The following is a 26,136-nucleotide window of genomic DNA, read 5'->3' as shown; positions in this document are numbered from 1 at the left end:
CTCCCGCACGTCATCCTTTCCCGACCCCCGTCCGGGTCACCCGCCTCCTCTCGTCCCACAAGGATCATGACCACCACCGCCGACTCGCCCCGGTCCGAACTGTCCACCCCGAAGGCCCTCGCGAGGCTCATCCCGTTCGTGAAGCCCGTCCTGCCGCGCCTCGTGCTCGGCGGCGTCAGCGCGCTCCTCGCGGGCCTCCTCGCGCTGGGCATCCCCCTCGTGCTCGAGCAGATCGTGCGCGGTCCGATCAGCTCAGGTGACCTCACCGCGATCGCCTGGGGAGCCGCCGCGATCCTCGCGCTCGGGCTCGCCGAAGCGGCCATGGTGTGGCTGCGTCGCTGGTTCGTGCTCGGGCCCGCGACGCGCGTCGAGTACGAGCTGCGCCAGAGCTTCTACTCGCGCCTGCAGCGGCTGCCGGTCGCCTTCCACGACCGCTGGCAGTCCGGCCAGCTGCTCAGCCGCATGATGCAGGACATGAGCATGCTGCGCCGGTGGCTCGCGTTCGGCCTCGTGCTTCTGATCGTCAACGCCCTCACGATCGCGGCGGGAACCGCCCTGCTGTTCCGCTGGCACTGGCTCCTGGGTGCGCTCTTCCTCGTCACCTCGGCGCCGCTGTGGTACGCCGGGTACCGGTTCGAGAAGACGTACGGCCGGCTCGCGCGGCAGTCCCAGGACCAGGCGGGCGACCTGGCCACCTCCGTCGAGGAGAGCGTGCACGGCATCCGGGTCCTCAAGGCCTTCGGTCGCGGCAAGCACGCGCTGCAGAAGTTCACCAGGCAGGCCGAGACGCTGCGCGAGACCGAACTGAGCAAGGCCCGCGCGATCGGGTGGATCTGGTTCTGGCTCGTGCTGCTGCCCGACATCGCCTTCGCGCTCTGCCTCGGCGCCGGGATCTACCTGACCGCGCTCGGGCAGCTGGAAGGACCCGAGCTCATCGCGTTCTTCGCGATGGCGACCGTGCTGCGCTGGCCGATGGAGTCGATCGGCTTCCTCTTCTCGTTCCTGCTCGATGCCCGTACGGCCACGGACCGCATCTTCGAGGTGTTCGACGAGCCGAACACCATCGTCGACCCGCAGCGCCCGGCCTCCATCGAGCGTCCGCGGGGTGAACTGGCGTTCGAAGACGTCCACTTCCGGTATCAGGATGCCGCCGCTCACGAGCCGGACCTCCTCAACGGGGTCGACCTCGTCCTGCGACCGGGGGAGACCATGGCGCTCGTGGGTCTCACGGGGTCCGGCAAGACGACCCTGACGACGCTTCCCACCAGGCTGTACGACGTCACCGGCGGTCGCGTCACCCTCGACGGCGTCGACGTGCGCGACCTGACGCTGAAGGAGCTCCGCCGCCACATCGGCATGGCCTTCGAGGACGCCACGCTGTTCTCGCAGAGCGTCCGCGACAACGTGCTGCTCGGTCGCGAGGACCTTGAACCCGGCAGTCCTGAGGCCGAGCGCATCCTGCTCGAGGCCCTCGACGTCGCGCAGGCGGGCTTCGTGGACGACCTTCCCAACGGCGTGGACACCGTCATCGGCGAGGAGGGACTGTCGCTGTCCGGCGGGCAGCGGCAGCGGCTGGCTCTGGCCCGCGTGGTCGCCGCGCGCCCGTCGGTGCTCGTGCTCGACGACCCCCTGTCGGCGCTGGACGTCGACACCGAGGCGCTGGTCGAAGACGCGCTGCGCGTGGTGCTGCGCGAGACCACCGCGCTGGTCGTGGCGCACCGCCCCTCCACCGTCATGCTGGCCGACCGGGTCGCCCTGCTCGAAGCCGGGCGGGTCACCGCGGTCGGCACCCATTCGGAGCTGCTGCGCGAGAGCGAGCACTACCGTCACGTGATCTCGAGCCTCGAGGTCGAGGAAGCCCGCCTGCGGGAGAGGGAGGTGAACCTGTGAGCACCGTCATCGGCACCAGCGGCGAAGACCGCTCGGACTACACGCGCGCCGAGAGCAAGGCCATCCGCAAGCGCTCGCTGCGGCTGCTGAGCTCACTCGTCGCGCCCGTGCGCGGCCAGCTGGTCCTGGCCGCCGTCGTCCTGATCGTCTCGACGGTCCTGCGTGTCGCAGGTCCCGCGCTGATCGGGTTCGGCATCAACAACGCGCTGCCGGCGGTGGTCGAGCGCATGGACTGGATGCCGACCATCGGGGTCGTCGCCGTCTATCTGGTCTCCGCCTTCGGCGGTGCGGCGCTGATCGGCTGGTACGTCGTCGTCGCGGCGCGCCTGACCCAGACGATCATGCTGGACCTTCGCAAGCGCATCTTCCTGCACACGCAGAAGCTCAGCCTGGAGTTCCACGAGTCCTACACGTCGGGCCGCATCATCTCGCGTCAGACGAGCGACCTCGACACCATCCGGGAGCTGCTCGACGGCGGTCTGAACGAGCTCGTCTCTGGCATCCTGTACGGCGCATTCACGCTGATCGCGCTGCTCATCATCGACTGGCAGTCGGGCGTCATCCTCATCGTGATGGGCATCCCGCTGTTCCTGCTGATGCGGTGGTTCTACACCCGCTCGCAGCTGGTGTACCGCGAATCGCGGGTCATCAGCGCGCGGGTGATCGTGAAGTTCGTCGAGACGATGACCGGCATCCGCGCGGTGAAGGCGTTCCGCAAGGAGGAGCGCAACGACGACGAGTTCGGCCGGCAGGCGATGGAGTACCGGGACGTCAACATGCGGTCGATCCGCCTGTTCGGCACGTTCGAGCCGGCGCTGATGGCGGTGGCATCCGTCACCCTCGCCCTCGTGGTCGCGTGGGGCGGCATCCGCGTCGTGGGCGGCGCGCTGGAGATCGGGTTCCTGCTGTCGGCCGTGCTGTACGTGCGGAACTTCTTCTCGCCGCTGCAGGAGGTCGCGTTCTTCCTGAACTCCTACCAGTCCGCGACGGCCGCGCTCGAGAAGGTGTCGGGTGTGCTGGAGGAGGAGCCGACGGTTCCCGACCCGAAGAACCCCGTCGATCTGTGGACCGCGCGCGGCCACATCCGGTTCGAGGACGTCCTCTTCGGATACTCGAAGGACCGCATCATCCTGCCCGACTTCTCGCTCGACATCCCGGCCGGCCAGACGGTCGCGCTCGTGGGCACGACGGGAGCCGGCAAGTCGACGCTCGCCAAGCTCGTCTCGCGGTTCTACGACCCGACCGAGGGCCGTGTCACCCTCGACGGCGTGGATCTGCGGTCGCTGCACCCGAAGGATCTCCGCCGCGCGATCGTCATGGTCACCCAGGAGGCGTACCTGTTCAGCGGAACCGTCGCCGACAACATCGCGCTCGGCAAGCCCGACGCGACACTCGACGAGATCAAGGCCGCGGCTCGCGCGGTGGGGGCGGATGCCTTCATCGAGCGGCTGCCGGACGGATACCACACCGACGTCAACAAGCGCGGAGGACGCGTGTCGGCGGGGCAGCGGCAGCTGATCTCGTTCGCGCGTGCCTTCCTCGCCGACCCGGCGGTGCTGATCCTCGACGAGGCGACCGCGTCGCTGGACATCCCGAGCGAGCGGCAGATCCAGGACGCGCTGCAGACGCTCCTCTCCGACCGCACCGCGATCATCATCGCGCACCGTCTGTCGACGGTCGCGATCGCCGACCGGGTGCTCGTCATGGAACACGGTCGCATCATCGAGGACGACGCCCCCGAGGCCCTCATCGGCGGCGACGGCAAGTTCGCGCAGCTGCACGCCGCGTGGCGAGAGTCGCTCGTCTAGCTCCTCTTCACCGGATGCCCCGGTCCCGCGCAGCCGCGCCGGGCCGGGGCATCCGTCGTTGCGGGATTCTTCTCGCGGATTCGGAGATCTCCCGCGGATTCGGGCGGGATTCACCGCAGCGTCCGATTCCGGGCGCTCGAGCCGCATCTGCGAGGAGTGCTCATCGGTGGGCGGATGCCGCGATCCTGCTCGTGGATTCGGAGATCCTGCGTGGATTCGGATTCGGTGGTGGGATGCCTCCGAATCCCGGTTCCTGATCCGAATCCGCGGGAAGCCGGCGACGCGGGTGACCACGCCGGCCTGGTGCCGATTAGCGGTGGAGGCCCGCGGCGATCGCCCGGTTGACGGCACCCGCGACCGACGGCCAGTCACGAACGACCTGGGAGTACCCGAACCGGAGGACGGAGTACCCTCGCGCCCGCAGTTCTGAGTCATGCGCCAGGTCTCGTTCTCGATCCGCGGCGCGGGAGTGGTACTCGAAGCCGTCGATCTGCACCACCAGGCGTTCGCCGATCAGGGCGTCCACGTAGTGCCCGGCGATCATGACCTGCTGCCGGATCCGCAGCCACGGGCGCTGCAGGCGGAAGGTGAAGAGCGTCTCGATACCGCTGTCCTCGAGCCCGCTGATCTGCTCGGCCAGCTCGCGCGCTGCCGGGGACGTCCACGTCACCTGCCTCAGGTACTCGATCGAGAGCCGCTCTTGTTTCGCCGCCGATTCCCACAGCACGCGGGCCGCTTCCGGCGGGGTGCAGTCGGCGATGTGCTGCAAGCAGTCCTCGACGGATTCCACGAGTTCGAATCGTCCCGTCGGCACGATCGGGCGCGACCAGTGCACGGCATAAGCTCCGCGCGGGCTTTCGCCATGAGGCTTGACCGCAATGTGCAGACGGATGTCGTGCGCGACCGGGTCCGGCATCCACCAGCCGCGGTGCCTGGCCGCCGACACACAGGCCAGCAGCGCCGTCGCCTGCGCTGCCGCGATGAGCGGCGGAGGAGCCTTCGTCGTCGCGAGCCAGTATCGGCGAACACGGTCGACGCTTCCGTCCCCGATGGCCTGTCGGACTGCGGTGGGCCGGTAGCCCGCGGTGATCGCCGCGCCGCGATGGGCGATTCCGCCGCGCGCATCGATCCAGTCCTGCAGAGGGAGAACCGGATGCCGCAGAATCGGCGACCGCGTGGACATTCCCCGATCCTCGCGCCCTCGAGCCTCGTCGCGATCGCGGCGTGCATCGCACGGGGAAGCAGCCCGCCATGAGACGCCTGTGGAGGAATGGGCGGGACCTCCGATTCGGAGGATGATGCCGGATTCGGATGCCGTCGGTCAGGACGCCCGAATCAGGGTCTCTGCTCCGAATCCGCGAGCGCCGGACCGAAAGGACGCGGAGCAGGCGTCACGGGAACCGGGGGCGACGAGGCCTCGATGGGGGAGGGGTATTCGAGGCCCCGCCGCCGGTCGGATGCCTCGCCGGAGCGAGGTCACGTGAAGACGTCGGGTGCGGACGGCGGCTTCAGAGCCGAACCTCCGCGATGACCTCACCGTACTCCGTCTCACCGACCGGCGTGAAGCCCACCCGGCGGAAGAACGCCTCGGGGCCGCCCTCGCCGGCTTCGTAGATGACGTTGAGGTGATCCATCCCGCGCCGGCGCGCCTCTTCCATCAGTCCTTCGACGGCGAACCGGCCCACGCCGCGCCCCTGGTCGTCGGCGTCGACGTTGATGCGCCACAGCACTGAGCGGAAGTGCTCCTGCGGGGCATCGGGGTCGAAGTTCGCGCTGACGAACCCGACCACCTCATCGCCGTCGACGACCACCCGCTGCCATGTCGTCTGCGGGTTCATCACGGTGGCCGCGATGCCGTAGCTCACCGGCGCGAGGAACTGCTCCTGGCCGGGCTTGAGCGACATATTGTTGACCGCCACGATGGTCGCGGCGGAGAGTTCGACGAGTCGCAGGTCACCCATACGCACAGGCTAGCGGGCATGGCCGACTCCGGCATCGCGCGATTTCCGGATCGTCACCAGGCGACCAGCGAATTCTCTCGACATCGAGATACTTTCCCGGGGTGCGATAGGCTGAGAGCCACTCGTACGAAGGACTTCACAGGTGACCGACTCCACCATCATCTACACGTACACCGACGAGGCTCCGGCTCTCGCGACCGCCTCCTTCCTGCCGATCGTGCAGGCCGTCACCGCCCAGGCGGGCGTGGATGTCGAGACCCGCGACATCTCGCTCGCCGGCCGCATCCTCGCCGCGTTCCCGCAGAATCTGACGCCCGAGCAGCAGGTCGGCGACGCGCTCGCCGAGCTCGGCGGACTGGCGACGCTGCCCGAGGCCAACATCATCAAGCTGCCCAACATCTCGGCCTCCATCCCGCAGCTGAAGGCCGCGATCGCCGAGCTCCAGTCGCAGGGCTACGACATCCCCGACTACCCCGACGAGCCGCAGAACCTCGAGGAGAAGGACGTCCGCGCGCGCTACGACCGCATCAAGGGGTCCGCGGTGAACCCGGTCCTGCGCGAGGGCAACAGCGACCGTCGCGCGCCGCTCTCGGTGAAGAACTACGCGCGCAAGCACCCGCATCGCAACAAGGCCTTCCCCGAGGGGTCCAAGACCCGTGTCGCCACCCTCGGCCACGACGACTTCAAGTCGAACGAGCAGACCACGGTCATCCCGGCCGACGACGTGCTGACCATCCAGCACGTGGCCGAGGACGGCTCGGTCACCGAGCTCAAGAGCGGCATCAAGGTGCTCCCCGACGAGATCGTGGATGCCACGTTCCTGTCCGCGGCCGCACTGGATGCCTTCCTGACCGAGACGCTCGAGACCGCCAAGGCCGACGACATCCTCTACTCGGTCCACCTCAAGGCCACGATGATGAAGGTCAGCGACCCGATCATCTTCGGACACGTCGTCAAGGCGTACTTCGCCGACGTGTTCGACCGCTACGGCGACAAGATCGCCGAGGCGGGTCTGACGCCCAACGACGGACTGGGCGCGATCCTCGCGGGCCTGGCGCAGGTCGACGGCGGCGACGAGATCGCGGGCGCCATCCGAGACGCGATGGAGCAGGGCCCCCGCCTGTCGTACGTCAACTCCGACAAGGGCATCACCAACCTCCACGTGCCGTCCGACGTGATCGTCGACGCCTCCATGCCGGCCCTCATCCGCAACGGCGGCAAGCTGTGGGGTACCGACGGCGGCGAGGCCGACACGCTGGCGGTGATTCCCGACTCGTCCTACGCGAGCGTCTACCAGACCGTGATCGACGACGTCATCGCGCACGGCCCGCTCGACCCCGCCACGATCGGCACCGTGCCGAACGTCGGCCTGATGGCGCAGGCGGCGGAGGAGTACGGCAGCCACGACAAGACGTTCGAGATTTCGGCGCCCGGTGTCGTGCAGCTGCTCAACCAGGCCGGCGACGTGCTCCTGGAGCACCGCGTCGCGCCGGGCGACATCTGGCGGGCGATGCAGACGAAGGACGTCGCCATCCGCGATTGGGTCAAGCTCGCCGTCACCCGCGCCCGCGCGACCGGCGCCCCCGCCGTCTTCTGGCTGGACGAGAACCGCTCCCACGACGCCGCGCTCATCGCGAAGGTCAACGAGTACCTGGCCGAGCACGACACCGACGGGCTGACGATCGAGATCCTCGCGCCTGCCGCGGCGACGCAGTACTCGCTCGACCGCCTGCGCCGCGGCGAGGACACCATCTCGGTGACCGGCAACGTCCTGCGCGACTACCTGACCGACCTGTTCCCGATCCTCGAGGTCGGCACGAGCGCCAAGATGCTCTCGATCGTGCCGCTGCTGGCCGGCGGCGGCCTGTTCGAGACCGGCGCCGGCGGGTCGGCGCCCAAGCACGTCCAGCAGCTGCTGGCCGAGGACTACCTGCGCTGGGACTCGCTCGGCGAGTTCTTCGCGCTCGCCGCGTCGCTCGAGCACCTCGCCGGCTTCACCGGGAACGGCCGGGCGCAGGTCCTGGCCCACACGCTGGATGCCGCGACCGGCACGTTCCTCGAGAACGACAAGTCGCCGGGGCGGGCGCTGGGCACGATCGACAACCGCGGCAGCCACTTCTACCTCGCGCTGTACTGGGCGCAGGAGCTGGCCCAGCAGCAGGCGGACGCCGAGCTGGCGCGCGTGTTCGCACCGGTCGCCGAGGCTCTCGCCGCGAACGAGCAGCAGATCGTCGACGAGCTGATCGCAGTGCAGGGCTCGCCCGTCGAGATCGGCGGCTACTACCGGCCCGACCCTGAGCTGGTCGCCGGCGTCATGCGCCCCTCGGCCACGTTCAACGAAATCATCGACGGACTCGGCGCTCAGCGCAGCTGAGCGGCCCCGGCCGGCCACCCACGGGCGGCTGACGGTCGAGGACATGTGAAGAGCGGATGCCTCCGAGGGAGGCATCCGCTCTTCACATCGTTCAGCGAGCGTCGCGTCGGGTCAGTGGTGGACCGAGACCTCGGTGCCGACGGGAGCCCACTCGTACAGGAACTTGGCGACACTGATCGGCATGTTGACGCAGCCGTGGCTCATCGGGTTGCCGAAGTTGTTGTGCCAGTACGCCCCGTGGAAGGCCTGGTCGCCGTTGAACCACGTGATCCACGGCACGTCCTCGGTGCAGTACGGAGCGCCTTCGAAGCAGCCCATGTTCTGCATGCGGGTGTGCGCGAACACCCGGTAGTTGCCGGTGAACGTGGGCGTGTCGGCGAGTCCGGAGGAGATGGCGTACGAGTTGACGAGGTTGCCGTTCTCGAACAGGTACGTGCGCTGGTCGCCGAGGTCCACCTCGATGCGGCGCGCCAGCGACACGGTCGTCACGGGCACCTCGGTGACCGGCAGCTGGAACGCGGCGTTCCCTTCGCCGAGCTGCGCAGCGAAGTCGGATGCCACGTCGGAGGTGTCGCCGAGCTCGCGCCCGGTCTGTCCGCCCGCCTCTTCGCGGAGCACCTTGCCCGCGCTGTCGGTGATGACACGCGCGTTCTCGGGAGCGCGATTGACCGCGCCTGCCAGCGTGTCGACCACCGGCTGAATGGCTGCGGCGTCCGCAGTGATCTGGAACGTGCCGGCTTCGTGATCGGCAGTGACCGAGAGCCAGGATGCCGCGACCGCGCGGTCCACCGGCACGGTCCGCTCCTCGCCGACGTAGAAGCCGACGGTGTCGAGCATCCCGTTCAGCTTCGCGACCGTCTCCTCCGCCGTCGCCGTCGTGATGGCCGCTTCGACCTCACTGGCGACCGCGTCGAAATCGACGTGCGACCGGCCGGCTCGGAACGCCTGCTGCAGCGCGTCCTGCACGGCTGTCACGTCGATGCCCGTCCCCGGCTGTGCCGGCGTGACGACATACGACGCAGTACCGGGGTCGAACGCGATGGCGGCGTCCACCGGCTCGGTGTACAGCTCGGGTGCGGCGGCGCGCAGCGCGTGCGTCGCGGCCTCCTCGTCGAGGATGACGGCCGCGTCGATCGGGTCCGCGAACCACGTCGTCGGGTTCCACATCGGGTGCTCGGCGAACGCCGTGTCGGCGAGATCGCCTGCGCCCACGGAGGCGCCGAGGTCTGCGCCGGTCACCTCGACATCGCCGCCCTCGCCGGTGAGGACCACCGTCGTCTCGGCGAGGCGCTGCTGGATCGCATCTGCGGCAGCGCCGGGAGTCAGGAAGCCCACGTGCACGCCGGCGACACTCGTCCCGGGCGCGATCAGGATGAGCGAGGAGGCGACGAGCGCGACGACGGCCGCGCCGGCTCCCGCGCCGATCCACAGGGCGGTGCGTCGCTTCTTCGGCTGCGGGTCGGCGGGCGCCCACGCGAAACCGGGCGCGGCCGGGTCGGTTCCCGAAGTCGCGTCGGATCCGTCGCGAGGCGCCGCGTCGGTGTTCGCCGGCTCGACGGCGTCGTCATCCGACGCCTCGTCGGCCGTCGGCGTGGTCGCCAGATCCGTCACGTCTTCACCCCCCGATGTGCGTGCAACGCTTTCCCTATGGTAAGGGACGGGCGAGGGCGCGGGGATTACGGGCTGATCACGGTCTATGATGCGCTGCACCGCGGTCCGGGGAGGCGTCAGGGCGCGCACAGCTCCTGGAACCTGGTGCTGGTCTCCTGGAAGGACGCGCCCAGTTCCTGGACCTCCGCGATGCGTGAGGCGTCGCCTTCGGCGAGGGCGCCCATCACGTCCGCGATGTCCGAGAACATCTGCTGCAGTGACGGGAGAAGGGCGGCGACCTCATCGTTGGTGATCTGGGATGACGCGTCGGCGAGCTGCTGCGCCGCGGCCTCCATGGCATCGACGAGGGCGGCGGGGTCCTCATTCGAGACGTTGTCGAATTCCGCGGATGCCTGCTCGATGGTGTCCTGGATGAGGCGGCAGGCATCGGCCGTGGACTGACCCTGGTCGCCTGCCGAGTCCTCCGCGCGTGGCGTGCCGGCACTCGACGAAGGCGCGCTCGGCTGCGCGGAGCCCGTCGGAGCCCCTGTGCACGCGGTCACGCTGAGAAGCGTGACGGCTGCCAGGGTGAGCGCCGCCAGGCGGCGACCGATTCGCGACGTGGTCATCGCTCCACTGTAGGTGACCGTCCGAGACGGCGAGCGGGGTCGGGCTGACCGTTCCCCGCGAACAGGGTAACGGTTGCGTAAAGGCGCCCCGACGGCGTGGGGAAAGCCTTGCGAAAAGTTAGTTCGTAAGGTCTACTAACAAACATGCCGACCGTGAACCGCCGTCCGGGAGCCTCGACCGCCGCCCCATCGGGTGCGCCTCAGGCCGGGGCGTTCGAGTCCGGCCGAGCGCTGCGCCGGAGCCGCAAGGTCCTGCCCGAGCACGCGCGTGGACACAATCGATCGCTGCTGCTGCAGACGCTCTTCCATCAGGGAGCGATGAGTCGCGCGGATCTGGCGAGGGAGACGGGCCTGACGCGAGTGACGATCTCGGATCTGGTCGCCGAGCTCATCGCCGACGGGTTCGTCGCCGAGATGGGCGTGCGCGAGGCATCCGGCCCCGGCAAGCCGGCGATCCTGATCGACCTGGACCGCAGCGGGCACCGGATCGTGGGCATCGACCTGTCGGGAAGCGACACGCTCAGCGGCGCGGTGCTCACGCTGGACGGCGACATCGTGCTCCGCCGCGACGTCGCCGTTCCCGTCGCCGAGAAGCTCGTGGACACCGTCGTGGAGCTTGCTCGAGGGCTCGTGTCCGAAGCGGAGGCTCCCGTCCTGGGCATCGGGGTGGGAACGCCGGGCGTCGTCGACGACCGCGGGGTCATCGTGACGGCGCCGAACCTCGGCTGGGCGGGCTTCGACCTCGAAGGATCGCTGCGCAGCGCCCTGGGGCTGCCGGTCCTCGTCGCCAACGACGCCAACGCCGCGGTGCTCGCCGAGTACACCTTCGGCGGCGCAGCCGAAGACGTCCTGCTCGTGAAGGTGGGCCGCGGTGTCGGCTCGGGGCTCCTCGCGAGCGGCCAGCCCATGCGGGGCAGCCGCTTCGCCGCCGGTGAGATCGGTCACGTCACGGTCGGCACCGATGGCGGACCACTGTGCGCCTGCGGCCGGGTGGGGTGCCTGGAGGCCTGGCTCTCGGTGCCTTCGCTCACGTCCCGGCTCGCCGCGGCCGCGCCGGAAGCCCGCGAAGGCGTTCTGCGCGACGCCGGCGAGCGCCTCGGCATCGCCCTCGCGCCCGTCCTGGGCGCCCTCGACGTCTCGGAGATCGTGCTTTCCGGCCCCTCCGAGCTCCTCGACGGCCCGCTCGCGCAGCAGACCGTCGAGACCCTTCGCGCCCGCACGCTGAGCCCGTCGCAGAACGGGGTGCGCGTGCGGATGACGGAGCACGGTCAGGACATCGTCCTACGCGGCGCCGCCGTGATGGTCCTGTCCGGACAACTCGGCGTCTCGTGACGAAAGCCCGTCACCGGCCGCCGCCGAATGATCCAAGACCCGGATCGGTCGTCCCGGCCATCCGCTCACCAAGAGGACAAGGAAGAGAACATGAAGAAGACGCTCGGAGCTATGGCGCTTCTCGGCGCTTCGGCTGTCGCACTGGCCGGCTGCGCCGGCGGAAGCGGCGGGACCTCGCCTGAGGGCGAGGGTGCGGAGATCCGCGTGTGGCTCGTCGGCGCCGACACCCCGCAGGACGCCCGCGACTACCTCGAGGAGACCTTCGAGGAGGAGAACCCGGGGTCCACGCTCACGATCGAGGAGCAGAGCTGGGACGGGCTGGTCGACAAGCTGACCACCAGCCTGTCGAGCTCGGACAGCCCCGACATCGTCGAGTTCGGCAACACGCAGGCGCCGGCATTCACCTCCGTCGGCGCCCTGCTGGACATCTCCGACATGTACGAGGACCTCGGCGGGGACGACCTGCTGCCGGGATTCGTCGAGGCCGGGTCGTTCGACGGCGCGTTCTACGCCCCTCCGCTCTACGCGGGCGCGCGCGTCGTCTTCGCCGACCCCGCGTACGTCACGGAGGCGCCGGCGACGCTCGACGACTACATCGCCCAGGCGAAGGAGCTGGCGGGCGCCAATCCCGGCAAGTCCGGGATCTACTTCGCCGGCCAGGACTGGTACAACGCCCTGCCCTTCATCTGGGAGAACGGCGGCGAGATCGCCGTCCAGGACGGCGACGAGTGGGACGCGCAACTGAGCTCACCCGAGTCGGTCAAGGGCCTGCAGCAGGTGCAGGACCTCATGACGACCGCGTCGCTGGCGCCCAAGGACGGAGACAACGCCGAGCCGTGGACGCCGTACTGCGAGGGCTCGTCCATCCAGTTCTCCGCGCCCAACTGGGCACTCGGCCTCGCGAGCGAGTGCGACACGGACAACCCCCCGGCCGCGCCGTTCGTGTACGCACTCCCTGGCATGGACGGCGGCGCCGCGCAGGTCTTCGCAGGCGGATCGAACGTCGGCATCTCGGCGAGGTCCGCGAACCCCGACCTCGCCAAGAGCGCGCTGGAGATCATCCTGAGCGATGAGTTCCAGACGATCTACGGCGAGAACGGCCTGATCCCGGCCAAGAAGTCGCTGGCATCCACGCTGGGCGACACTCCGGAGGCGCAGGCGTTCACGGCGGCAGCCGGCGACGCCAAGCTCACCCCGGCGTCGCCGAACTGGGCCGAGGTCGAGGCAGCCCGGATCCTCGAGGACTTCTTCGTGAAGATCGCGCAGGGCGGCGACGTCCAGGCGCTCGCCGAAGAGGTCGACACCAAGATCGAGGACATCCTCAACGGCTGATCGACGCACACGGACCGGGCCGGCGGCACCCGCCGCCGGCCCGGGCCGATGCGCAGCCTGACACCACAGGAGCCCCCCATGTCCACCGTCTCGCCCCGCCAGCTGCCGCCGCCGGCAGTGAGCGCCGTCGACGGCGAGCGCCTGACCGCGCCGCCCGAGTCCGGCCGACCCGGGCGGCGCCGCACCCGTCGGCCCGGCGGCTTCACGCCGTACGCCCTGCTGACGCCCGCCCTGATCGTTCTGGCCCTGATCACCGGCTGGCCGCTGCTGCAGCTGTTCATCATGTCGTTCCAGAAGTTCGGCCGCGCCCAGGTGTTCGGCGCCCCGCCGGAGTTCGTCGGGCTCGGAAACTACGCGGACGTGCTGACCGATCCGGACTTCTGGCAGGTGCTGTGGCGCTCGCTCGCGTTCGCGGGAGTGTGCGTGGTCACCACCATGGTCCTCGGCGTCCTGGTCGCGCTGCTGATGAAGCGGCTGGGCGGCGTGCTGCGCACCCTCGTCTCGGTGGGGCTGCTCCTGGCCTGGGCGATGCCGCCCCTGTCGGCGACCATCGTGTGGGGCTGGATCTTCGACACCCAGTACGGCGTGCTCAACAACGTCCTCACGAACTGGTTCGGACTCGACTTCGCCGGCCACCCGTGGCTGATCGACCCCTTCAGCTTCTTCGCCGTGGCGACGATCATCATCGTCTGGGGCGCCGTGCCGTTCGTGGCCTTCACCGTCTACGCCGGCCTGACGCAGGTGCCCGACGACGTCCTCGAAGCCGCGCAGCTCGACGGCGCCGGCGCGTTCCAGCGTTTCCGGCTCGTCATCGTCCCGTACATCCGGTCGATCCTCATCATCGTGACGATCCTCCAGGTGATCTGGGATCTGCGCGTGTTCACGCAGATCTACGCGCTACAGTCGATCGGCGGCCTGGCCGAGCAGACGAACACGCTGGGCGTGTACATCTATCGGGTCTCGCTCGGGTCCGGCGACTTCGGCACGGGCGGGGCGATCTCGGTCATCGTCGTCCTGCTGCTGGTGGCCCTGTCGATCTTCTACGTCCGCCGCAGCGTGAAGGAGGAGACCCTGTGACCGCCGCGCTCGTCAGCACGTCAGCCGGTCCCACCGCCGCGGCGGCCCGCCGCGGTCCCGAGCGCGTCCGGCGGCGGATCGGCTCGATCCTCGCCGGCGTCGCCGCCGTCCTCGTGTTCGCAGCATCCGTGTTCCCCGTCTACTGGATGGTGAACACGTCGCTGCAGCCGGGCAGCGCGGTGCGGGGGAGCGACCTGCATTTCTGGCCCGACAACGGCACCCTCGAGAACTATGCCGAGGTCATCCTGCACTACGCCCGCGCCCCGTTCCTTCCGGCGCTCGGAAACTCGGTCCTGGTGACCCTCATCACCGTCGCGGTGTCGCTCGTGTTCGCGTTCCTGGCCGCGCTCGCGGTGACGAGGTTCCGCTTCCGCAGCCGCGCGGCGTTCATCATCACGATCCTGATCATCCAGATGATCCCCGCCGAGGCGATGATCATCTCGATCTTCCGTCTCGTCGACGGCTGGCAGCTCCTCAACACGGTTGCGGGTCTGTCGGCCGTCTACATCGCGACCGTGCTGCCCTTCACGATCTGGACGCTGCGCGGCTTCGTCAACGGCGTGCCGGTCGAACTCGAGGAGGCGGCGATGATCGACGGACTGAGCCGCTCGCAGGCGTTCTGGCGCGTGACCTTCCCGCTGCTGGCTCCCGGTCTCGTCGCGACCGGCATCTTCGGCTTCATCCAGGCATGGAACGAGTTCCTGTTCGCCCTCGTGCTCAACCCTCGCCCGGAGGCGATGACGCTTCCGGTGTGGCTGCGCACGTTCCTGGACCCCAACGGCGGCATCAACTGGGCCGAGCTCATGGCGGGATCGACTCTCGTGGCGATCCCCGTCGTGATCTTCTTCCTGATCGTCCAGACGCGCATGACGAGCGGGCTGGTCGCCGGGGCGGTCAAGGGCTGATGCGGGTGACACGCAGCGCCGCCGACCGGAAGGAAGGCGGCCGATGAGGGTCGGACTGGACGTCGGCGGAACGAAGACCGACGCCCTCGCCGTCGACGACGACAGCCGCATCGTCGCCCGGGTGCGCCGCCCGACGGGTTGGGGGCCGGATGCCGTCGCCCAGGGCGTCCTGGAGGCGGTGCGCGCGCTGGCCGGCGAGGGTGTCGATCTCGCGTCCGTCCGCTCCGTGGGCGTCGGCATCCCGGGACAGGTGGATCCGGCGACCGGTCGCGTCGTGCACGCGGTGAACCTCGGTGTCGACGACCTCGACCTGCCCGGCGCGGTCGAGGACGAGCTGGGCGTCCCGATCGCGGTCGAGAACGACGTCAAGGCGGCCGCGTTCGGCGCCTACGCGCTGCGCGGCCGCCGCGACGGCGCGGCGATCCGCTCCATGGCCTATCTGAATCTCGGGACGGGCATCGCCGCCGGGATCGTCTCGGACGGCATCCTGTGGCGCGGAGCGCGAGGCGCCGCCGGCGAAGTGGGGCACATCTCGGTCGACCCGAATGGTCCGCTGTGCCGCTGCGGACAGCGCGGCTGCATCGAGGCGCTCGCCGGCGGCGGCGCGGTGGCCGAGCGGTGGGCGCGTCGCGGGGAGCTGCCGGTGCGCGACATCTTCGATGCGGCCGAGACGGGCGACCCATCCGCGCGTCAGCTGCGCGCCGGGCTCGCCCGCGGCGTGGCCGCGGGGGTCCGGGTGCTCGTTCTCACCGCGGACGTCGATATCGTGGTTCTCGGCGGCGGTGTGACGGGGTTGGGGGATCGGCTGATGCGCGATGTCGAGCGAGAGCTGCAGGCCAGCGCCGAGGCATCCGCGTTCATGCGGTCCCTGCGCCTCTCCGAGCGCGTGGAGCTCCTGCCGCCGGGATCGCCGGCGGCAGCGCTGGGCGCGGCGCTGATCGGCGCTGCGGGCGACGCCCGGCACGACACCGAGGAGGCACTGGTCCATGGCTGAGATCGTCATCGTCCGAGAGGCGGCCGTGGCCGGCGCGCTGGTGGCCGACGAGATCGTCCGGCTCATCCGGGACAAGCCCGACGCCGTTCTCGGTCTCGCGACGGGGTCGACGCCTCTGCCGGTCTACGAGGCGCTGCGGCCACGGCTGGAGGGCATGGATGTCTCGCGCGTGCGCGGCTTCGCCCTCGACGAGTACGTCGGGCTGGACCCGGCGCATCCGGAGAGCTATCGGTCCGTCATCACACGCGAGGTCGTCGAGCCGCTCGGCCTGGACCCGGCGCTGATCCGCACACCCGACGGGTCGCCCGAGGGGATCGAGCGTCACGGCGAGGAGTACGAGGCGTCCATCCGTGAGGCCGGCGGCATCGACCTGCAGATCCTCGGCATCGGCACCGACGGCCACATCGGCTTCAACGAGCCGGGGTCGTCGTTCGCTTCGCTGACCCGCGTGAAAACCCTGACCGAGCAGACCCGCCGCGACAACGCCCGGTTCTTCGACTCGATCGACGATGTCCCGATGCACTGCATCACGCAGGGCCTCGGCACGATCCTTCGCGCGCGCCACCTCGTGCTGCTGGCGTTCGGGGCGGGCAAGGCGGACGCTGTTGCGGGCGCCGTCGAGGGACCGGTGACGGCCTCCCTGCCGGGCTCGGCGATCCAGCTGCACCCGCATGCGACGGTCGTCGTCGACGAGGCTGCCGCTTCGAAGCTCGCGCACGCCGACTACTACCGCTACGCGTACGACAACAAGCCCGCGTGGCAGGGGCTGTGACGCGTCCGGGTGGGAAGCTCGCGACCCCTCTAGGCTGACGGCATGACGGATGCCGCGGCCACCGCCGGCCGGGACGCCAGGCTAGCCTGGCAGGTCGGCGGATCCCTGCTGATCGCGCACAGCGTCCTCGTTCTGATGCTCAGCGCCGCCCCGCTCGGCCCGATCCCGGGCGCCGGATACCTCGTCGTCGCCCTCTGGGCTGCGGCCCTGCTCGTCTTCGCTCTCGGGATCCGCCGCTCGGGCAGCGTCGTGGCGCGTCAGCGGGTCGGAGTCGTGGCGCTCGTCGTCGCAGCGGCGGAGCCGGTCGTGTCGCGGTTCCTGTGGGACGTGATCCCGCTGGAGGTCGCCGATCCGCAGCAGAGCATCATGGTCGGCCAGGCCCTCCAGGTGCTCTCGCTCGCCGCACTGGTGGTGGCGGCCGTCGTCATCGGCCGCGCCGGCGCCGTCCCGCAGCGGGTTCGATGGCTGCCGCTGCTGGTTCTGGCGGTCACGGCGGCGGCGCAGATCCTCCTTCAGATCGTCGCCGTCGCCGGGCAGGGTGCGGTCAACGGCGAGGCCCTGACCCGCATGTTCTGGGCCGCGAGCGCCCTCGGAACGATCGGTTCGCTGATCCTGGGCATCCTCGCTCTCGTCCTCGCCGCCTACGGCGGTGTGTCGGCGGACCATGCTGTCCAGGTGTACCCGCCGTCCGAGTGACGCCGGCCGACCGACCCCCGGCGCCGAGACCGGATGCCGACGCTCAGCGCCAGGCGAAGTCGATGAGGTGATTGCGGCTGAGCGGGGCGAGGGGAGTGGAGGGGACCTCGTGCCGGGAGATCCAGCGCAGCTCCGCGATCTCCGCGGCGGGCGCCGCCGGTGCTGAGCCGGCGGCGACGCGGAGCACGAAGGCATCGGCCACGACGACGTGGTCCGGCTCGTTGGCGGCGGCATCCGTGAAGCGCCCGAGCGGCTGGAAGGAACCAGGATCGGCGTGGATCCCCGTCTCCTCGGCGACTTCGCGGACGACCGCATCCAGCGCCGATTCGCCGGGATCCGGCTTGCCTCCGGGCTGCTGGAAGACCGTCGCACCGTGCTTCCGCACCACGAGCGCGCGCCCATCGTCGTCGACCACCACCGCGGCGCTCACGTGCACCTCGCCCGTCATGATGCGAACACCTTGCCCGGGTTGAGGATCCCCTGAGGGTCGAAGACGCGGGTGATCTGCCGCTGCAGCTCCCACTGGTCGGCCCCCAGCTCGTCGGCCAGCCACCGGCGCTTGAGCACACCGACGCCGTGCTCGCCCGTCAGCGTTCCACCCAGCCGCAGCGCCGCACGGAACAGGTCGTCCGCGGCCGCCCAGATGTGAGGCGGCGCCTCGACGACGCCGAACTCGTCCGGTTCGGCGTGGAAGACGAAGTTCGGATGCAGGTTCCCGTCCCCGGCGTGCGCGACGGTCGGAATGGTGACGCCGTGCTCGCGTTCGACGCGGGCGATCTCGTCGAACATCGCCGGCAGCGCGCTGCGCGGCACGGAGACGTCCTCGATGAGCGCCGTGCCGAGCCTCTCCATCGCCGGATGCATCGAGCGGCGGATCGCCAGCAGCCGTTCTCCCTCGTCCCGGTCACGCGACAGCGCCACGGCGCCGCCGGCAGCGCGCAGCACCGCCGCGACGGCATCGGCTTCCGCCGCCGCCGCGGGTCCGTCGGTCTGGATGGTGAGCTGGGAAGCGCCGGCCGTCGGTGGAGCGAGCGCGAGCAGCGCGTGCGCCGCCGCGAGCGACGAGGCATCCATCAGCTCCATGATCGCCGGCTGCACCCCCGACGCCGTGACCGCGGCAGACGCCTGCGCAGCCGCGCGCACGTCGGGGAAGGTCGCGGCGATCGTGCACACCTCACCGGGGACGAGGCGCCTCAGCTTCAGCGTGGCGCCGACGATGACGCCGAGCGTGCCCTCGGAGCCGATCACGAGAGAAGTCAGATCCAGCCCGGTGACGCCCTTCACGGTGCGGTGACCCAGGCGCAGGAGCCGGCCGTCGGCGAGGACGATGTCCACGCCGAGCACCGCATCGCGCACGACGCCGTACTTGGCGCAGAGCAGGCCGCCGGCGCCGGTCGCGATGTTGCCGCCGACCGTCGAGATCGCGCGGCTGGCCGGGTCGGGGGCCCACCACAGCCCGTGCGGAGCGAGCGCGGCGTTGAGCTCGGCGTTGAGGATTCCCGGTTCGACGACGGCGATGAGGTCGTCGGGACGCACTTCGAGGATCCGGTCCATGAGGCGCACCGACAGCGCGATCTCGCCGCGGCCGGCGTTCGCGCCGCCGGCAAGGCCGGTGGCCGCGCCGCGCGGCACGACCGGCGTGCCGGTCGCCGTTGCGATGCGGAGCGTCTGCTGCACGTCCTCGACCGAGCGGGCGTGGACGACAGCGATCGGCAGCCCGGATGCCACGTGGCCCGACTTGTCGGCACGCGCCGCCGCCAGCGCCGCGGGCGTGGTGTCGACGCGGTCGCCGAGCGCGGCCCGGAGGCGCTCCAGGACCTCGGAAGCAGCGGTCACGAGAGGCGGCGCCGGCCTGCGACGACGCCGATGGCCACCGCGACGACCCCGAACGCCGAACCGATCCAGGCGTTGCCCATCGACCACCACGCCACTGTCGCGGAGGCGTACACGAGCAGCTCGACCAGGGCGCGCACGAAGGGGTGGACGGCGAGCACCGCGCGCGGCGACACGAAGAGGGCCCAGACCAGGATCGCCACGAGCGGAGCGCCCAGGCCCATGACGATGTTCCACGGGAACGGCCACATCGTGAAGCCCCACAGCGCGAGCGTGCCGAAAGCCACGATCTCGCACAGGAACGCCAGAAGGTCCACCGCCGACAGAGGAGCCCGCGTGCCGGGCGCCGGTTCGGCGGGCTTCGCGGGTGTGACGTTCGGCGTGTCGGGCATGAGGTCCAGTCTACGGCGGGCGCCTCCCACCAGACCGTGCTCGAGTGCTCAGGGAGCGGGCGGCGCGACCTCCACCGGGAGCTCGGTCACGGTGCCGCTGTCCGGCAGCCCGTTCTTGTGAGCCTTGCCGTTGCCGTTGCCGTTGCCGTTGCCGTTGCCGTTGCCGTTCGCCGGGCCGCCTCCCTGTCCGTTCGCGCTCGCCGGACCGCCACCGGCCGCTGCGCTGCTTTCGGCGTGGCCGCGGCCGGCGCCATCGGCGCTGCTCTGTCCGGTCGCGGTTCTTGCTCCGCTGCCGCCCGTCGTGCTCGAGGTCCCGTCCGAAGACGTCGAGGGTGAGTCGGTGCCGGATCCGGTCGTGCCCGTCGACCCGCCGGACGCGGTGGGCGAGCGAAGCGCCCCGTCGGCGCTCCCGCTCTGGCCGCTCTCCGCCCCGCCGCCATCCGTGCCGGCGGCGTCGGTGGTCGCGTCGCCCGTCGGCGCGGCGTCGGCGGCGTCCGTGGCTGATCCGGGCTCGGACGCGCCATCGGGGCCCGTCGGTTCCACGGCGGACGTGGAACCCGCGCCGGAGTGCACCGGCGTGGACGTCGTGGACTGCTGGAAGGGCAGATCGGCGGGCCCAGGGGCCGCGGGTCCCTCTGGCGCGCCCCCGGGTCCGGCGTCGGCGGGCTCGGCCACGCCGGGTGCCGTGCGGGCGACCCGCGGGTCGGAGCCGGGCAGGATCGCGACAGCGGGGATGACCGCTGCGGCCACGACGCCGCCGACGGCGACCACGGCGGCAAGTCCGGCAGCAGCACCACCGGCGGCCAGCCCGCCGGCGACCACCGCTCCGCCGCCGACCGCCGCTCCGGCGGTCGCGGCCGAGACGGCAGCGGTTGTGGTTGTGGCCGTCGCGGCGGCGACGCTCCCGGCGGCCGTGCCGGCCCCACTCGCCGCCGCGGCGGCTCCGGTCGCTCCCGAAGCGACCGCGCCGGCCGCGCTCGAGCCCGTCGCGATGCCCGCCGGCATGGTGACCGCACCGGGCAGAACGCTGGAGGGCATCGCCGCCAGGGCGGCCAGCGGCATCCCGGCGCCCTGCGCCGTGGCCAGGTACGCCGTCGCCCCCGTCACGCCCAGCGCGAGCGGCAGCAGGATGAGCGCGAGACGCCCGGAGACCTGCTCGGCCTCACCCGCGACGAGGGCGCACCGGACGCAGCCGGCGACGTGGACGTCCACCTTGCCGCGGTCCCGTCGGCCGATGTTGCCGCGCGAGTACGCACCCAGCCGCTCGATCGTCCACTGGCATTCCGAGCCGTCCGCGACTTCGCGCAGATGCGCCTGGATCCAGGCCTCGCGCAGTCCTTCCCGCGCTCGGAACGTCAGCTGGGCGACGGCGGTCGCCTTCATCCCGAGCAGCGGCGCGATCTCGGCGGGCTTCATGCGCTCGATCTCGGAGTACCACAGGACCTCCTGCCAGCGGCTCGGCAGGCTGAGGAACGCGCGGTGCGTGAGGCTGCGGTCGAGCGCGGCTTCGGCGGCGCCATCGCCGGACGCGGGATCCTCGAGGTCGTCCATCTCCTCGTGCGCTGTCTCGCGGCGGGCGCGACCCCATTCGGCCGCGATGTGACGCACCGTGGTGAACAGGTACGCCCGGAACGCGGCGGTGGGTCCGCCTCCGGTGACGAGGGACTGGTAGATCCGGGTGTAGGCCTCCTGCACCAGATCATCCGCGTCGAAGCTCGACGTCAGGTTGCGCGCGACCGTGATCGCGGCCCGATGGTGTCGTCGCCACAGCTCCGCGAAGGCGGCCCGGTCACCGGATCGACTCCGCAGCGCCAGGTCCGCGTCGCTCAGCGCATCGACAACCCGCTCGCGCATCCTCGTCGACCTCCCGCATCACGGTGGTCCGGCGGTTCGCGTCCGCCTCCGCGGTGCGGGGGCCCATCCGTGTCGCTCCATTGTGACTGCCGTCTCGGCCTTCCGCCAGGGTCCGGACGCTGGGAACCTGCTGGCGGTTCCGAGCCTGCGCGGCGCTCGCGGGCCCGGCCGGAACGACGGCGCAGGCGTCCGAGAAATCCTGCGGCGTTCGCGTAATAAACACCGCGGCCGTGCGTCTCTTCCAGTGAAGCGGCATCCCTCGCCCGCACCGGGGATCGCGATGCCGCCCGCGTGGGGGCACGGGGACGGTGGGGTCGGTCGGATGCTCGGGGGAGGGGCCGCCGACCTCACCGACACCGCGGCCGGCGGTCAGGAGGATGCGCCGTCCACCCAGACCCGCAGCACACGGAGATCCCGGTCCAGCAGCACCGCGTCGGCCGCCGATCCGACGTCGAGGCGGCCGAGGTCGGCACGTCCGATCGCACATGCCGGCACCGACGTGGCCGCGGCCACGGCCGCGCTCGGTGCGACGCCCGCGGCCACGGCGTTGCGCACCGCGGCGTCCTGCGTGAGCGTCGAGCCGGCGATGGCCTGCCCGTCCTCCAGTCGCGCGACGCCTCCCGTGACGCGCACGGCGAGGCCCCCGAGCTCGTACCGGCCGTCATCGGCGCCGGCCGCCGCCATCGCATCGGTGATGAGGGCGATCCGGCCGGGCGCGCTCGCGAAGAGGACCGCCACCAGGTCCGGGTCCACGTGCACGCCGTCGGCGATCACTTCGAGCGTGACGCGGCCGTCACGCAGCGCCGCCACGACCGGACCGGGGGCGCGGTGGTGGATGCCCGGCATCGCGTTGAACGCGTGGGTCAGCACGGTTGCGCCGAGGTCGAACGCGCGGCGAGCCGCCTGCGCGTCGGCGTCGGTGTGGCCGACGGCGACGGTGACGCCGGCGGCGACGAAGCGCTGGATCGCCTCGTCGGCGCCGGGGAGCTCGGGGGCGAGCGTCACCTGACGGATGGTCCCGCGCCCCGCCTCCAGCAGCCGGTCGACGGATGCCGCATCCGGCGCCCGCAGCAGCGACGCCGTGTGCGCGCCCTTGTGCGCGGCGTCCAGGAACGGACCCTCCAGGTGAGAACCGAGGATGGTCGGATCCGCCGCGCACAGGTCGGCGACCATCCCGGCGCGCGTGGCGAGATCGTCGACGGAGGCGGTGACCAGCGAGATCACGGCGCGCGTGGTCCCGTGTGCGCGGTGCAGCGCCCGTGCGACGCGGATCGCGTCGGGCCCGTCGTCGAAGTTCGCACCGCCACCGCCGTGCCCGTGGATGTCGACGAAGCCGGGGGTGAGGCATCCGCCCTCGCCGTCGACCGTCTCGTCCGCCGCCGGTCTGTCGTCCCCGCGGCCGACGGCCCCGACACGGACGCCGTCCAACAGGACCCAGCCGTCCGGGTGGTCCGCGTCGACGGCCGCCGAGCCGAACACGCGGACGGAGTGCACCACCGTCCTGCTCACGACGCCGCCCAGGGGATCTCGTCCGACGGGTGGAAGCGGATGCCGAGACTGCTCCACAGCGGGCCCAGGGCGCCGACCCGCTCGCGGAACGAGGGCCAGGTGCGCAGGTCGCTCGTTCCCGTCGGAGGGGACCACGCCGCCTCGGCGACCGCCGCTATGCGCGGAAAAGCCATGACGTCGATGTCGTCGGGTGTCCGCACGAGCTCGGTCCACAGCGCCGCCTCGACCCCGAGGATGTCGGCGTCGTCGATCCCCGCGATCACGTCCGACGGCTCCCATGAGTACGCGCGCTCGACGCTCGTCGGGCCGTTCGCCCACGCGAGCCCGCGCTCGTGTCCGGACGGGTACTTCATGTCCAGGTACGTCGCATCGGCGGGGGAGAGGATGAGCTGCCCGCCGTTGGCCACGAACGCCCGCGCCTGTTCGTCCATGCCGTCGGTCGGCGACACGAAGCCCCAGTACTGGCCGACGGTGGAATCGGCGAGGTTCTTCGCCGATCCCGCCTCGTGCCACGCCACCGGGGTCCTGCCGAGGTCGGCGATGATTCCGCTCGCGCGGGAGACGAAGAGGTCGAAGTCCTCCCGCGATGTGCCGAGCGCCTCGTCGCCGCCCAGGTGCAGGTACGGCCCCGGGGTCAAGCGCGCCAGTTCGCCGAAGACGTCGGCGACGAAGTCGTAGGTCGCCTCGTCGTGGATCCTCAGCGACGAGAAGCCGACCGCCAGGCCGTCGTACGGTCGCCCGGCCTGCGGCAGCTCGCCTCCGAACTCGCGCACCGTCTGCCGGACCTGCTCGCTCAGCACCGGGTCCTCGACGAGCTCGGGGTAGGCGAGGCCGACGGCATGCGTGTGCCCGGGCATGTCGATCTCGGGCACCACCGTCATGTGCCGGGATGCCGCGTACCGCACGATCTCGCGGTAGTCGTCCTGCGTGTAGAACCCGCCGGGGTCGCCGCCGACGGAGGACGAGGACGCAGCCGCCGTCAGCAGCGGCCGCGAGGTCAGGTGCACGCGCCAGCCCTGGTCGTCGGTCAGGTGCAGGTGCAGGACGTTGAACTTCAGTGAGGCCGCCCGGTCGATGAACGCCTGCACGGTGCCGACCGGGTGGAAGTGGCGTGCGACGTCGAGCATCACGCCGCGGTACGCGAAGCGCGGGGCATCGTCGATGTTCACGGCCGGCACCACCCACCCCTCGCCGGTCGCCGTGATCAGCTGCGCCAGGGTGTGGATGCCGTAGAAGAGCCCGGCGTCATCCGCGCCGGTCACGATGATCGACGCCGCGTCCGCGACGATCCGGTACGACTCGCCGGCGCCTCCGGGCTCGACGCGCACTTCGATGGCGTCCCCCGCGTCGTCCGCCGCCTCGGCGGTCTGCAGGTCCAGGCCGGTGCGGACCCGGATGATCGCGGCCAGCTCTGCCGTGGCATCCGGTCCCCCGACCAGGGCCGTCTCGCCGTCGATGCGGAACGGCGCCGCGTCGACGGCGGTGATCGAGGCGGGCGCGGGAACGACGGGTGGCACGGACACGATGGCTCCATTCTCGTCGGCGAGGCGCGGCGATGGCGGCGGGTGTCGCCGATGACTAGTAAAGAGTCCTAACAAACCAGTGCGCCCGAGCCTAGCGGGTCGGCATCCGTTATGCTCGGTGAGTCGCGACTGGCGTTGAGGTGGACCACCACCGGGGAGCGACCGACGAGGCATTCGACCGCACGCCTGGGCCGAGGCACGCTATTCCAGGGGAAACCCGGTTGTTGAGTAGCGCGCTGCGCGCGCGTATCGAACACAAGGAGATCGCATGACCGATCAGTTCTTCAACGCCCCGCTCGCCGAGGTCGATCCTGAGATCGCGCAGGTGCTCGAGCGCGAACTGGAGCGCCAGCGGGGATACCTCGAGATGATCGCCTCCGAGAACTTCGTGCCCGTCTCGGTGCTGCAGTCGCAGGGTTCGGTGCTGACGAACAAGTACGCCGAGGGGTACCCCGGCCGCCGCTACTACGGCGGCTGCGAAGAGGTCGACGTGGCCGAGGAGCTCGCGATCGCGCGCGCCAAGGAGCTGTTCGGCGCCGAGTTCGCGAACGTCCAGCCGCACTCGGGCGCCACCGCCAACGCCGCCGTCCTGCACGCGATCGCGCGCCCGGGCGACACGCTGCTGGGCCTCTCCCTCGACCAGGGCGGTCACCTGACCCACGGCATGAAGATCAACTTCTCCGGCCGGCTCTACAACATCGTCGCGTACGGCGTCGACCCCGAGACCTCCGTCATCGACATGGACGAGGTCGCGCGTCTGGCACGTGAGCACCAGCCGAAGGTCATCATCGCCGGCTGGTCGGCGTACCCGCGTCAGCTCGACTTCGCCCGCTTCCGCGAGATCGCCGACGAGGTCGGCGCCTACCTGTGGGTCGACATGGCGCACTTCGCCGGCCTCGTCGCCGCGGGTCTGCACCCGAACCCGGTGCCCCACGCGCACGTCGTGTCGTCGACGGTGCACAAGACGATCGGCGGGCCCCGCTCGGGCTTCATCCTCACCAACGACGCCGACATCGCCAAGAAGATCAACACCGCGGTCTTCCCGGGCCAGCAGGGCGGCCCGCTCATGCACGTGATCGCCGCGAAGGCGACCGCGTTCAAGCTCGCGGGCACCCCGGAGTTCGCCGAGCGCCAGCAGCGGGTGCTGCGCGGCGCGAAGATCATCGCCGACCGGCTGTCGCAGCAGGACGTCAAGGATGCCGGGATCGCCGTCCGCTCGGGAGGCACCGACGTGCACCTCGTGCTGGTGGACCTGCGCGACGCCGCGATCGACGGCAAGCAGGCCGAGGACCTGCTGCACGAGATCCACATCACCGTGAACCGCAACGCCGTGCCCAACGATCCGCGCCCGCCGATGGTGACCTCGGGGCTTCGCATCGGCACGCCGGCGCTCGCGACGCGCGGCTTCGGCGACGACGAGTTCACGGAGGTCGCGGACGTCATCGCCCTGGCCCTCCAGCCCGGCGCCGACGTCGAGGCTCTGCGCGCCCGCGTGGCTGCGCTGACGTCGGCCTTCCCGCTCTACCCCGGTCTCCAGCAGTAACCGCAGCGCGGCATCCGCGAGAGTCCACCGGACGGCCGAGACCATGGGCGACCGCCGCGGTCCCGGCCTCCGGAAGGATTCTCGCCGCCCGGTGGGGACGAACGTAGCCGCCCGGTCAGGGG

21 protein-coding genes and 1 riboswitch are annotated in these 26,136 nt (G+C 70.9%); of the genes, 11 read left to right on the top strand and 10 right to left on the bottom strand.

All coding sequences use genetic code 11. The features are described from left to right. The first annotated feature begins 66 nt into the window (after positions 1-66). Complete coding sequence (locus AC5RVZ_RS28515; RefSeq protein WP_494068998.1) at positions 67-1,890, top strand: ABC transporter ATP-binding protein; 1,824 nt, start codon at positions 67-69, stop codon at positions 1,888-1,890. Next, positions 1,887-3,698, top strand: a complete 1,812-nt coding sequence (locus tag AC5RVZ_RS28510) for an ABC transporter ATP-binding protein (RefSeq protein ID WP_494068997.1) — start codon at positions 1,887-1,889, stop codon at positions 3,696-3,698. The genes AC5RVZ_RS28515 and AC5RVZ_RS28510 overlap by 4 nt, the downstream gene beginning before the upstream one ends. Positions 3,699-4,008: 310 nt before the next feature. On the opposite strand, the gene AC5RVZ_RS28505 is transcribed toward AC5RVZ_RS28510, so the two are convergent. Further along, entirely contained in the window at positions 4,009-4,881 is an 873-nt protein-coding gene (locus AC5RVZ_RS28505) for an endonuclease domain-containing protein (RefSeq protein WP_494068996.1), read from the bottom strand. A gap of 325 nt (positions 4,882-5,206) precedes the next feature. After that, positions 5,207-5,659, bottom strand: coding sequence for a GNAT family N-acetyltransferase (locus AC5RVZ_RS28500; protein WP_494068995.1), 453 nt, complete (start codon positions 5,657-5,659; stop codon positions 5,207-5,209). Positions 5,660-5,801: 142 nt separating this feature from the next. Between AC5RVZ_RS28500 and AC5RVZ_RS28495 the strand changes: the two genes are divergently transcribed. Next, positions 5,802-8,033, top strand: coding sequence for an NADP-dependent isocitrate dehydrogenase (locus tag AC5RVZ_RS28495; RefSeq protein WP_494068994.1), 2,232 nt, complete (start codon positions 5,802-5,804; stop codon positions 8,031-8,033). A 111-nt stretch (positions 8,034-8,144) separates the two neighbouring features. On the opposite strand, the gene AC5RVZ_RS28490 is transcribed toward AC5RVZ_RS28495, so the two are convergent. Then, positions 8,145-9,644 carry a L,D-transpeptidase family protein gene (locus AC5RVZ_RS28490; RefSeq protein WP_494068993.1) on the bottom strand — a complete coding sequence of 500 codons (1,500 nt, stop codon included), beginning with the start codon at positions 9,642-9,644 and terminating at the stop codon, positions 8,145-8,147. Positions 9,645-9,760: 116 nt separating this feature from the next. Next, positions 9,761-10,252, bottom strand: coding sequence for a hypothetical protein (locus tag AC5RVZ_RS28485; protein ID WP_494068992.1), 492 nt, complete (start codon positions 10,250-10,252; stop codon positions 9,761-9,763). A 144-nt stretch (positions 10,253-10,396) separates the two neighbouring features. On the opposite strand from AC5RVZ_RS28485, the gene AC5RVZ_RS28480 reads away from it, so the two are divergent. The 7 genes from AC5RVZ_RS28480 (at position 10,397) to AC5RVZ_RS28450 (ending at position 17,360) form a co-directional block, all read left to right on the top strand. Then, positions 10,397-11,584: an ROK family transcriptional regulator gene (locus tag AC5RVZ_RS28480; RefSeq protein ID WP_494068991.1), complete on the top strand. Its 1,188-nt coding sequence runs from the start codon at positions 10,397-10,399 to the stop codon at positions 11,582-11,584. Positions 11,585-11,674: 90 nt separating this feature from the next. Beyond that, positions 11,675-12,916, top strand: a complete 1,242-nt coding sequence (locus AC5RVZ_RS28475) for an extracellular solute-binding protein (RefSeq protein ID WP_494068990.1) — start codon at positions 11,675-11,677, stop codon at positions 12,914-12,916. 78 nt (positions 12,917-12,994) lie between these two features. After that, positions 12,995-13,993, top strand: coding sequence for a carbohydrate ABC transporter permease (locus tag AC5RVZ_RS28470; RefSeq protein ID WP_494068989.1), 999 nt, complete (start codon positions 12,995-12,997; stop codon positions 13,991-13,993). Next, the gene (locus tag AC5RVZ_RS28465) at positions 13,990-14,898 is read left to right on the top strand and encodes a carbohydrate ABC transporter permease (protein ID WP_494068988.1); all 909 of its coding nucleotides are present in this window, start codon (positions 13,990-13,992) and stop codon (positions 14,896-14,898) included. The genes AC5RVZ_RS28470 and AC5RVZ_RS28465 overlap by 4 nt, the downstream gene beginning before the upstream one ends. Before the next feature lie 43 nt (positions 14,899-14,941). Next, the gene (locus AC5RVZ_RS28460) at positions 14,942-15,892 is read left to right on the top strand and encodes an ROK family protein (RefSeq protein ID WP_494068987.1); all 951 of its coding nucleotides are present in this window, start codon (positions 14,942-14,944) and stop codon (positions 15,890-15,892) included. Next, the gene (locus AC5RVZ_RS28455; RefSeq protein ID WP_494068986.1) at positions 15,885-16,664 is read left to right on the top strand and encodes a glucosamine-6-phosphate deaminase; all 780 of its coding nucleotides are present in this window, start codon (positions 15,885-15,887) and stop codon (positions 16,662-16,664) included. The genes AC5RVZ_RS28460 and AC5RVZ_RS28455 overlap by 8 nt, the downstream gene beginning before the upstream one ends. A gap of 42 nt (positions 16,665-16,706) precedes the next feature. Continuing rightward, the gene (locus tag AC5RVZ_RS28450) at positions 16,707-17,360 is read left to right on the top strand and encodes a hypothetical protein (protein WP_494068985.1); all 654 of its coding nucleotides are present in this window, start codon (positions 16,707-16,709) and stop codon (positions 17,358-17,360) included. A gap of 43 nt (positions 17,361-17,403) precedes the next feature. On the opposite strand, the gene AC5RVZ_RS28445 is transcribed toward AC5RVZ_RS28450, so the two are convergent. From AC5RVZ_RS28445 to AC5RVZ_RS28420, 6 genes are all read right to left on the bottom strand, one after another. Beyond that, positions 17,404-17,808 carry an NUDIX hydrolase gene (locus AC5RVZ_RS28445; protein ID WP_494068984.1) on the bottom strand — a complete coding sequence of 135 codons (405 nt, stop codon included), beginning with the start codon at positions 17,806-17,808 and terminating at the stop codon, positions 17,404-17,406. Further along, the gene (locus AC5RVZ_RS28440; protein ID WP_494068983.1) at positions 17,805-19,196 is read right to left on the bottom strand and encodes an FAD-binding oxidoreductase; all 1,392 of its coding nucleotides are present in this window, start codon (positions 19,194-19,196) and stop codon (positions 17,805-17,807) included. Before AC5RVZ_RS28440 ends, AC5RVZ_RS28445 begins: the two co-directional genes overlap by 4 nt. Next, entirely contained in the window at positions 19,193-19,585 is a 393-nt protein-coding gene (locus AC5RVZ_RS28435; protein WP_494068982.1) for a YrdB family protein, read from the bottom strand. The genes AC5RVZ_RS28440 and AC5RVZ_RS28435 overlap by 4 nt, the downstream gene beginning before the upstream one ends. 48 nt (positions 19,586-19,633) lie before the next feature. Further along, entirely contained in the window at positions 19,634-21,439 is a 1,806-nt protein-coding gene (locus AC5RVZ_RS28430) for a sigma-70 family RNA polymerase sigma factor (RefSeq protein ID WP_494068981.1), read from the bottom strand. 369 nt (positions 21,440-21,808) lie between these two features. Beyond that, positions 21,809-22,948: an N-acetylglucosamine-6-phosphate deacetylase gene (gene nagA / locus AC5RVZ_RS28425; protein WP_494068980.1), complete on the bottom strand. Its 1,140-nt coding sequence runs from the start codon at positions 22,946-22,948 to the stop codon at positions 21,809-21,811. Continuing rightward, complete coding sequence (locus tag AC5RVZ_RS28420) at positions 22,945-24,471, bottom strand: beta-N-acetylhexosaminidase (protein ID WP_494068979.1); 1,527 nt, start codon at positions 24,469-24,471, stop codon at positions 22,945-22,947. The genes nagA and AC5RVZ_RS28420 overlap by 4 nt, the downstream gene beginning before the upstream one ends. A 115-nt stretch (positions 24,472-24,586) precedes the next feature. After that, positions 24,587-24,670, top strand: a riboswitch (ZMP/ZTP riboswitch). Positions 24,671-24,739: 69 nt separating this feature from the next. Here AC5RVZ_RS28420 and glyA point away from each other — a divergent pair. Continuing rightward, positions 24,740-26,014 carry a serine hydroxymethyltransferase gene (gene glyA / locus AC5RVZ_RS28415; RefSeq protein WP_494068978.1) on the top strand — a complete coding sequence of 425 codons (1,275 nt, stop codon included), beginning with the start codon at positions 24,740-24,742 and terminating at the stop codon, positions 26,012-26,014. Positions 26,015-26,136: the final 122 nt, after the last annotated feature.

This window comes from Arthrobacter sp. Cza30, from assembly GCF_059090765.1.
The sequence above is the reverse complement of the archived record's forward strand: the minus strand, read 5'-3'. Positions and strand labels throughout refer to the sequence as shown.

What these genes read in the sequence shown, in the direction of transcription:
- AC5RVZ_RS28515 (WP_494068998.1), top strand. Translation starts at nt 67, where the DNA reads ATGACCACCACCGCCGACTCGCCCCGGTCCGAACTGTCCACCCCGAAG.
- AC5RVZ_RS28505 (WP_494068996.1), bottom strand. Translation starts at nt 4,881, where the DNA reads ATGTCCACGCGGTCGCCGATTCTGCGGCATCCGGTTCTCCCTCTGCAG.
- AC5RVZ_RS28500 (WP_494068995.1), bottom strand. Translation starts at nt 5,659, where the DNA reads ATGGGTGACCTGCGACTCGTCGAACTCTCCGCCGCGACCATCGTGGCG.
- AC5RVZ_RS28485 (WP_494068992.1), bottom strand. Translation starts at nt 10,252, where the DNA reads ATGACCACGTCGCGAATCGGTCGCCGCCTGGCGGCGCTCACCCTGGCA.
- AC5RVZ_RS28480 (WP_494068991.1), top strand. Translation starts at nt 10,397, where the DNA reads ATGCCGACCGTGAACCGCCGTCCGGGAGCCTCGACCGCCGCCCCATCG.
- AC5RVZ_RS28475 (WP_494068990.1), top strand. Translation starts at nt 11,675, where the DNA reads ATGAAGAAGACGCTCGGAGCTATGGCGCTTCTCGGCGCTTCGGCTGTC.
- AC5RVZ_RS28470 (WP_494068989.1), top strand. Translation starts at nt 12,995, where the DNA reads ATGTCCACCGTCTCGCCCCGCCAGCTGCCGCCGCCGGCAGTGAGCGCC.
- AC5RVZ_RS28460 (WP_494068987.1), top strand. Translation starts at nt 14,942, where the DNA reads ATGAGGGTCGGACTGGACGTCGGCGGAACGAAGACCGACGCCCTCGCC.
- AC5RVZ_RS28455 (WP_494068986.1), top strand. Translation starts at nt 15,885, where the DNA reads ATGGCTGAGATCGTCATCGTCCGAGAGGCGGCCGTGGCCGGCGCGCTG.
- AC5RVZ_RS28450 (WP_494068985.1), top strand. Translation starts at nt 16,707, where the DNA reads ATGACGGATGCCGCGGCCACCGCCGGCCGGGACGCCAGGCTAGCCTGG.
- AC5RVZ_RS28445 (WP_494068984.1), bottom strand. Translation starts at nt 17,808, where the DNA reads ATGACGGGCGAGGTGCACGTGAGCGCCGCGGTGGTGGTCGACGACGAT.
- AC5RVZ_RS28435 (WP_494068982.1), bottom strand. Translation starts at nt 19,585, where the DNA reads ATGCCCGACACGCCGAACGTCACACCCGCGAAGCCCGCCGAACCGGCG.
- AC5RVZ_RS28430 (WP_494068981.1), bottom strand. Translation starts at nt 21,439, where the DNA reads ATGCGCGAGCGGGTTGTCGATGCGCTGAGCGACGCGGACCTGGCGCTG.
- glyA (WP_494068978.1), top strand. Translation starts at nt 24,740, where the DNA reads ATGACCGATCAGTTCTTCAACGCCCCGCTCGCCGAGGTCGATCCTGAG.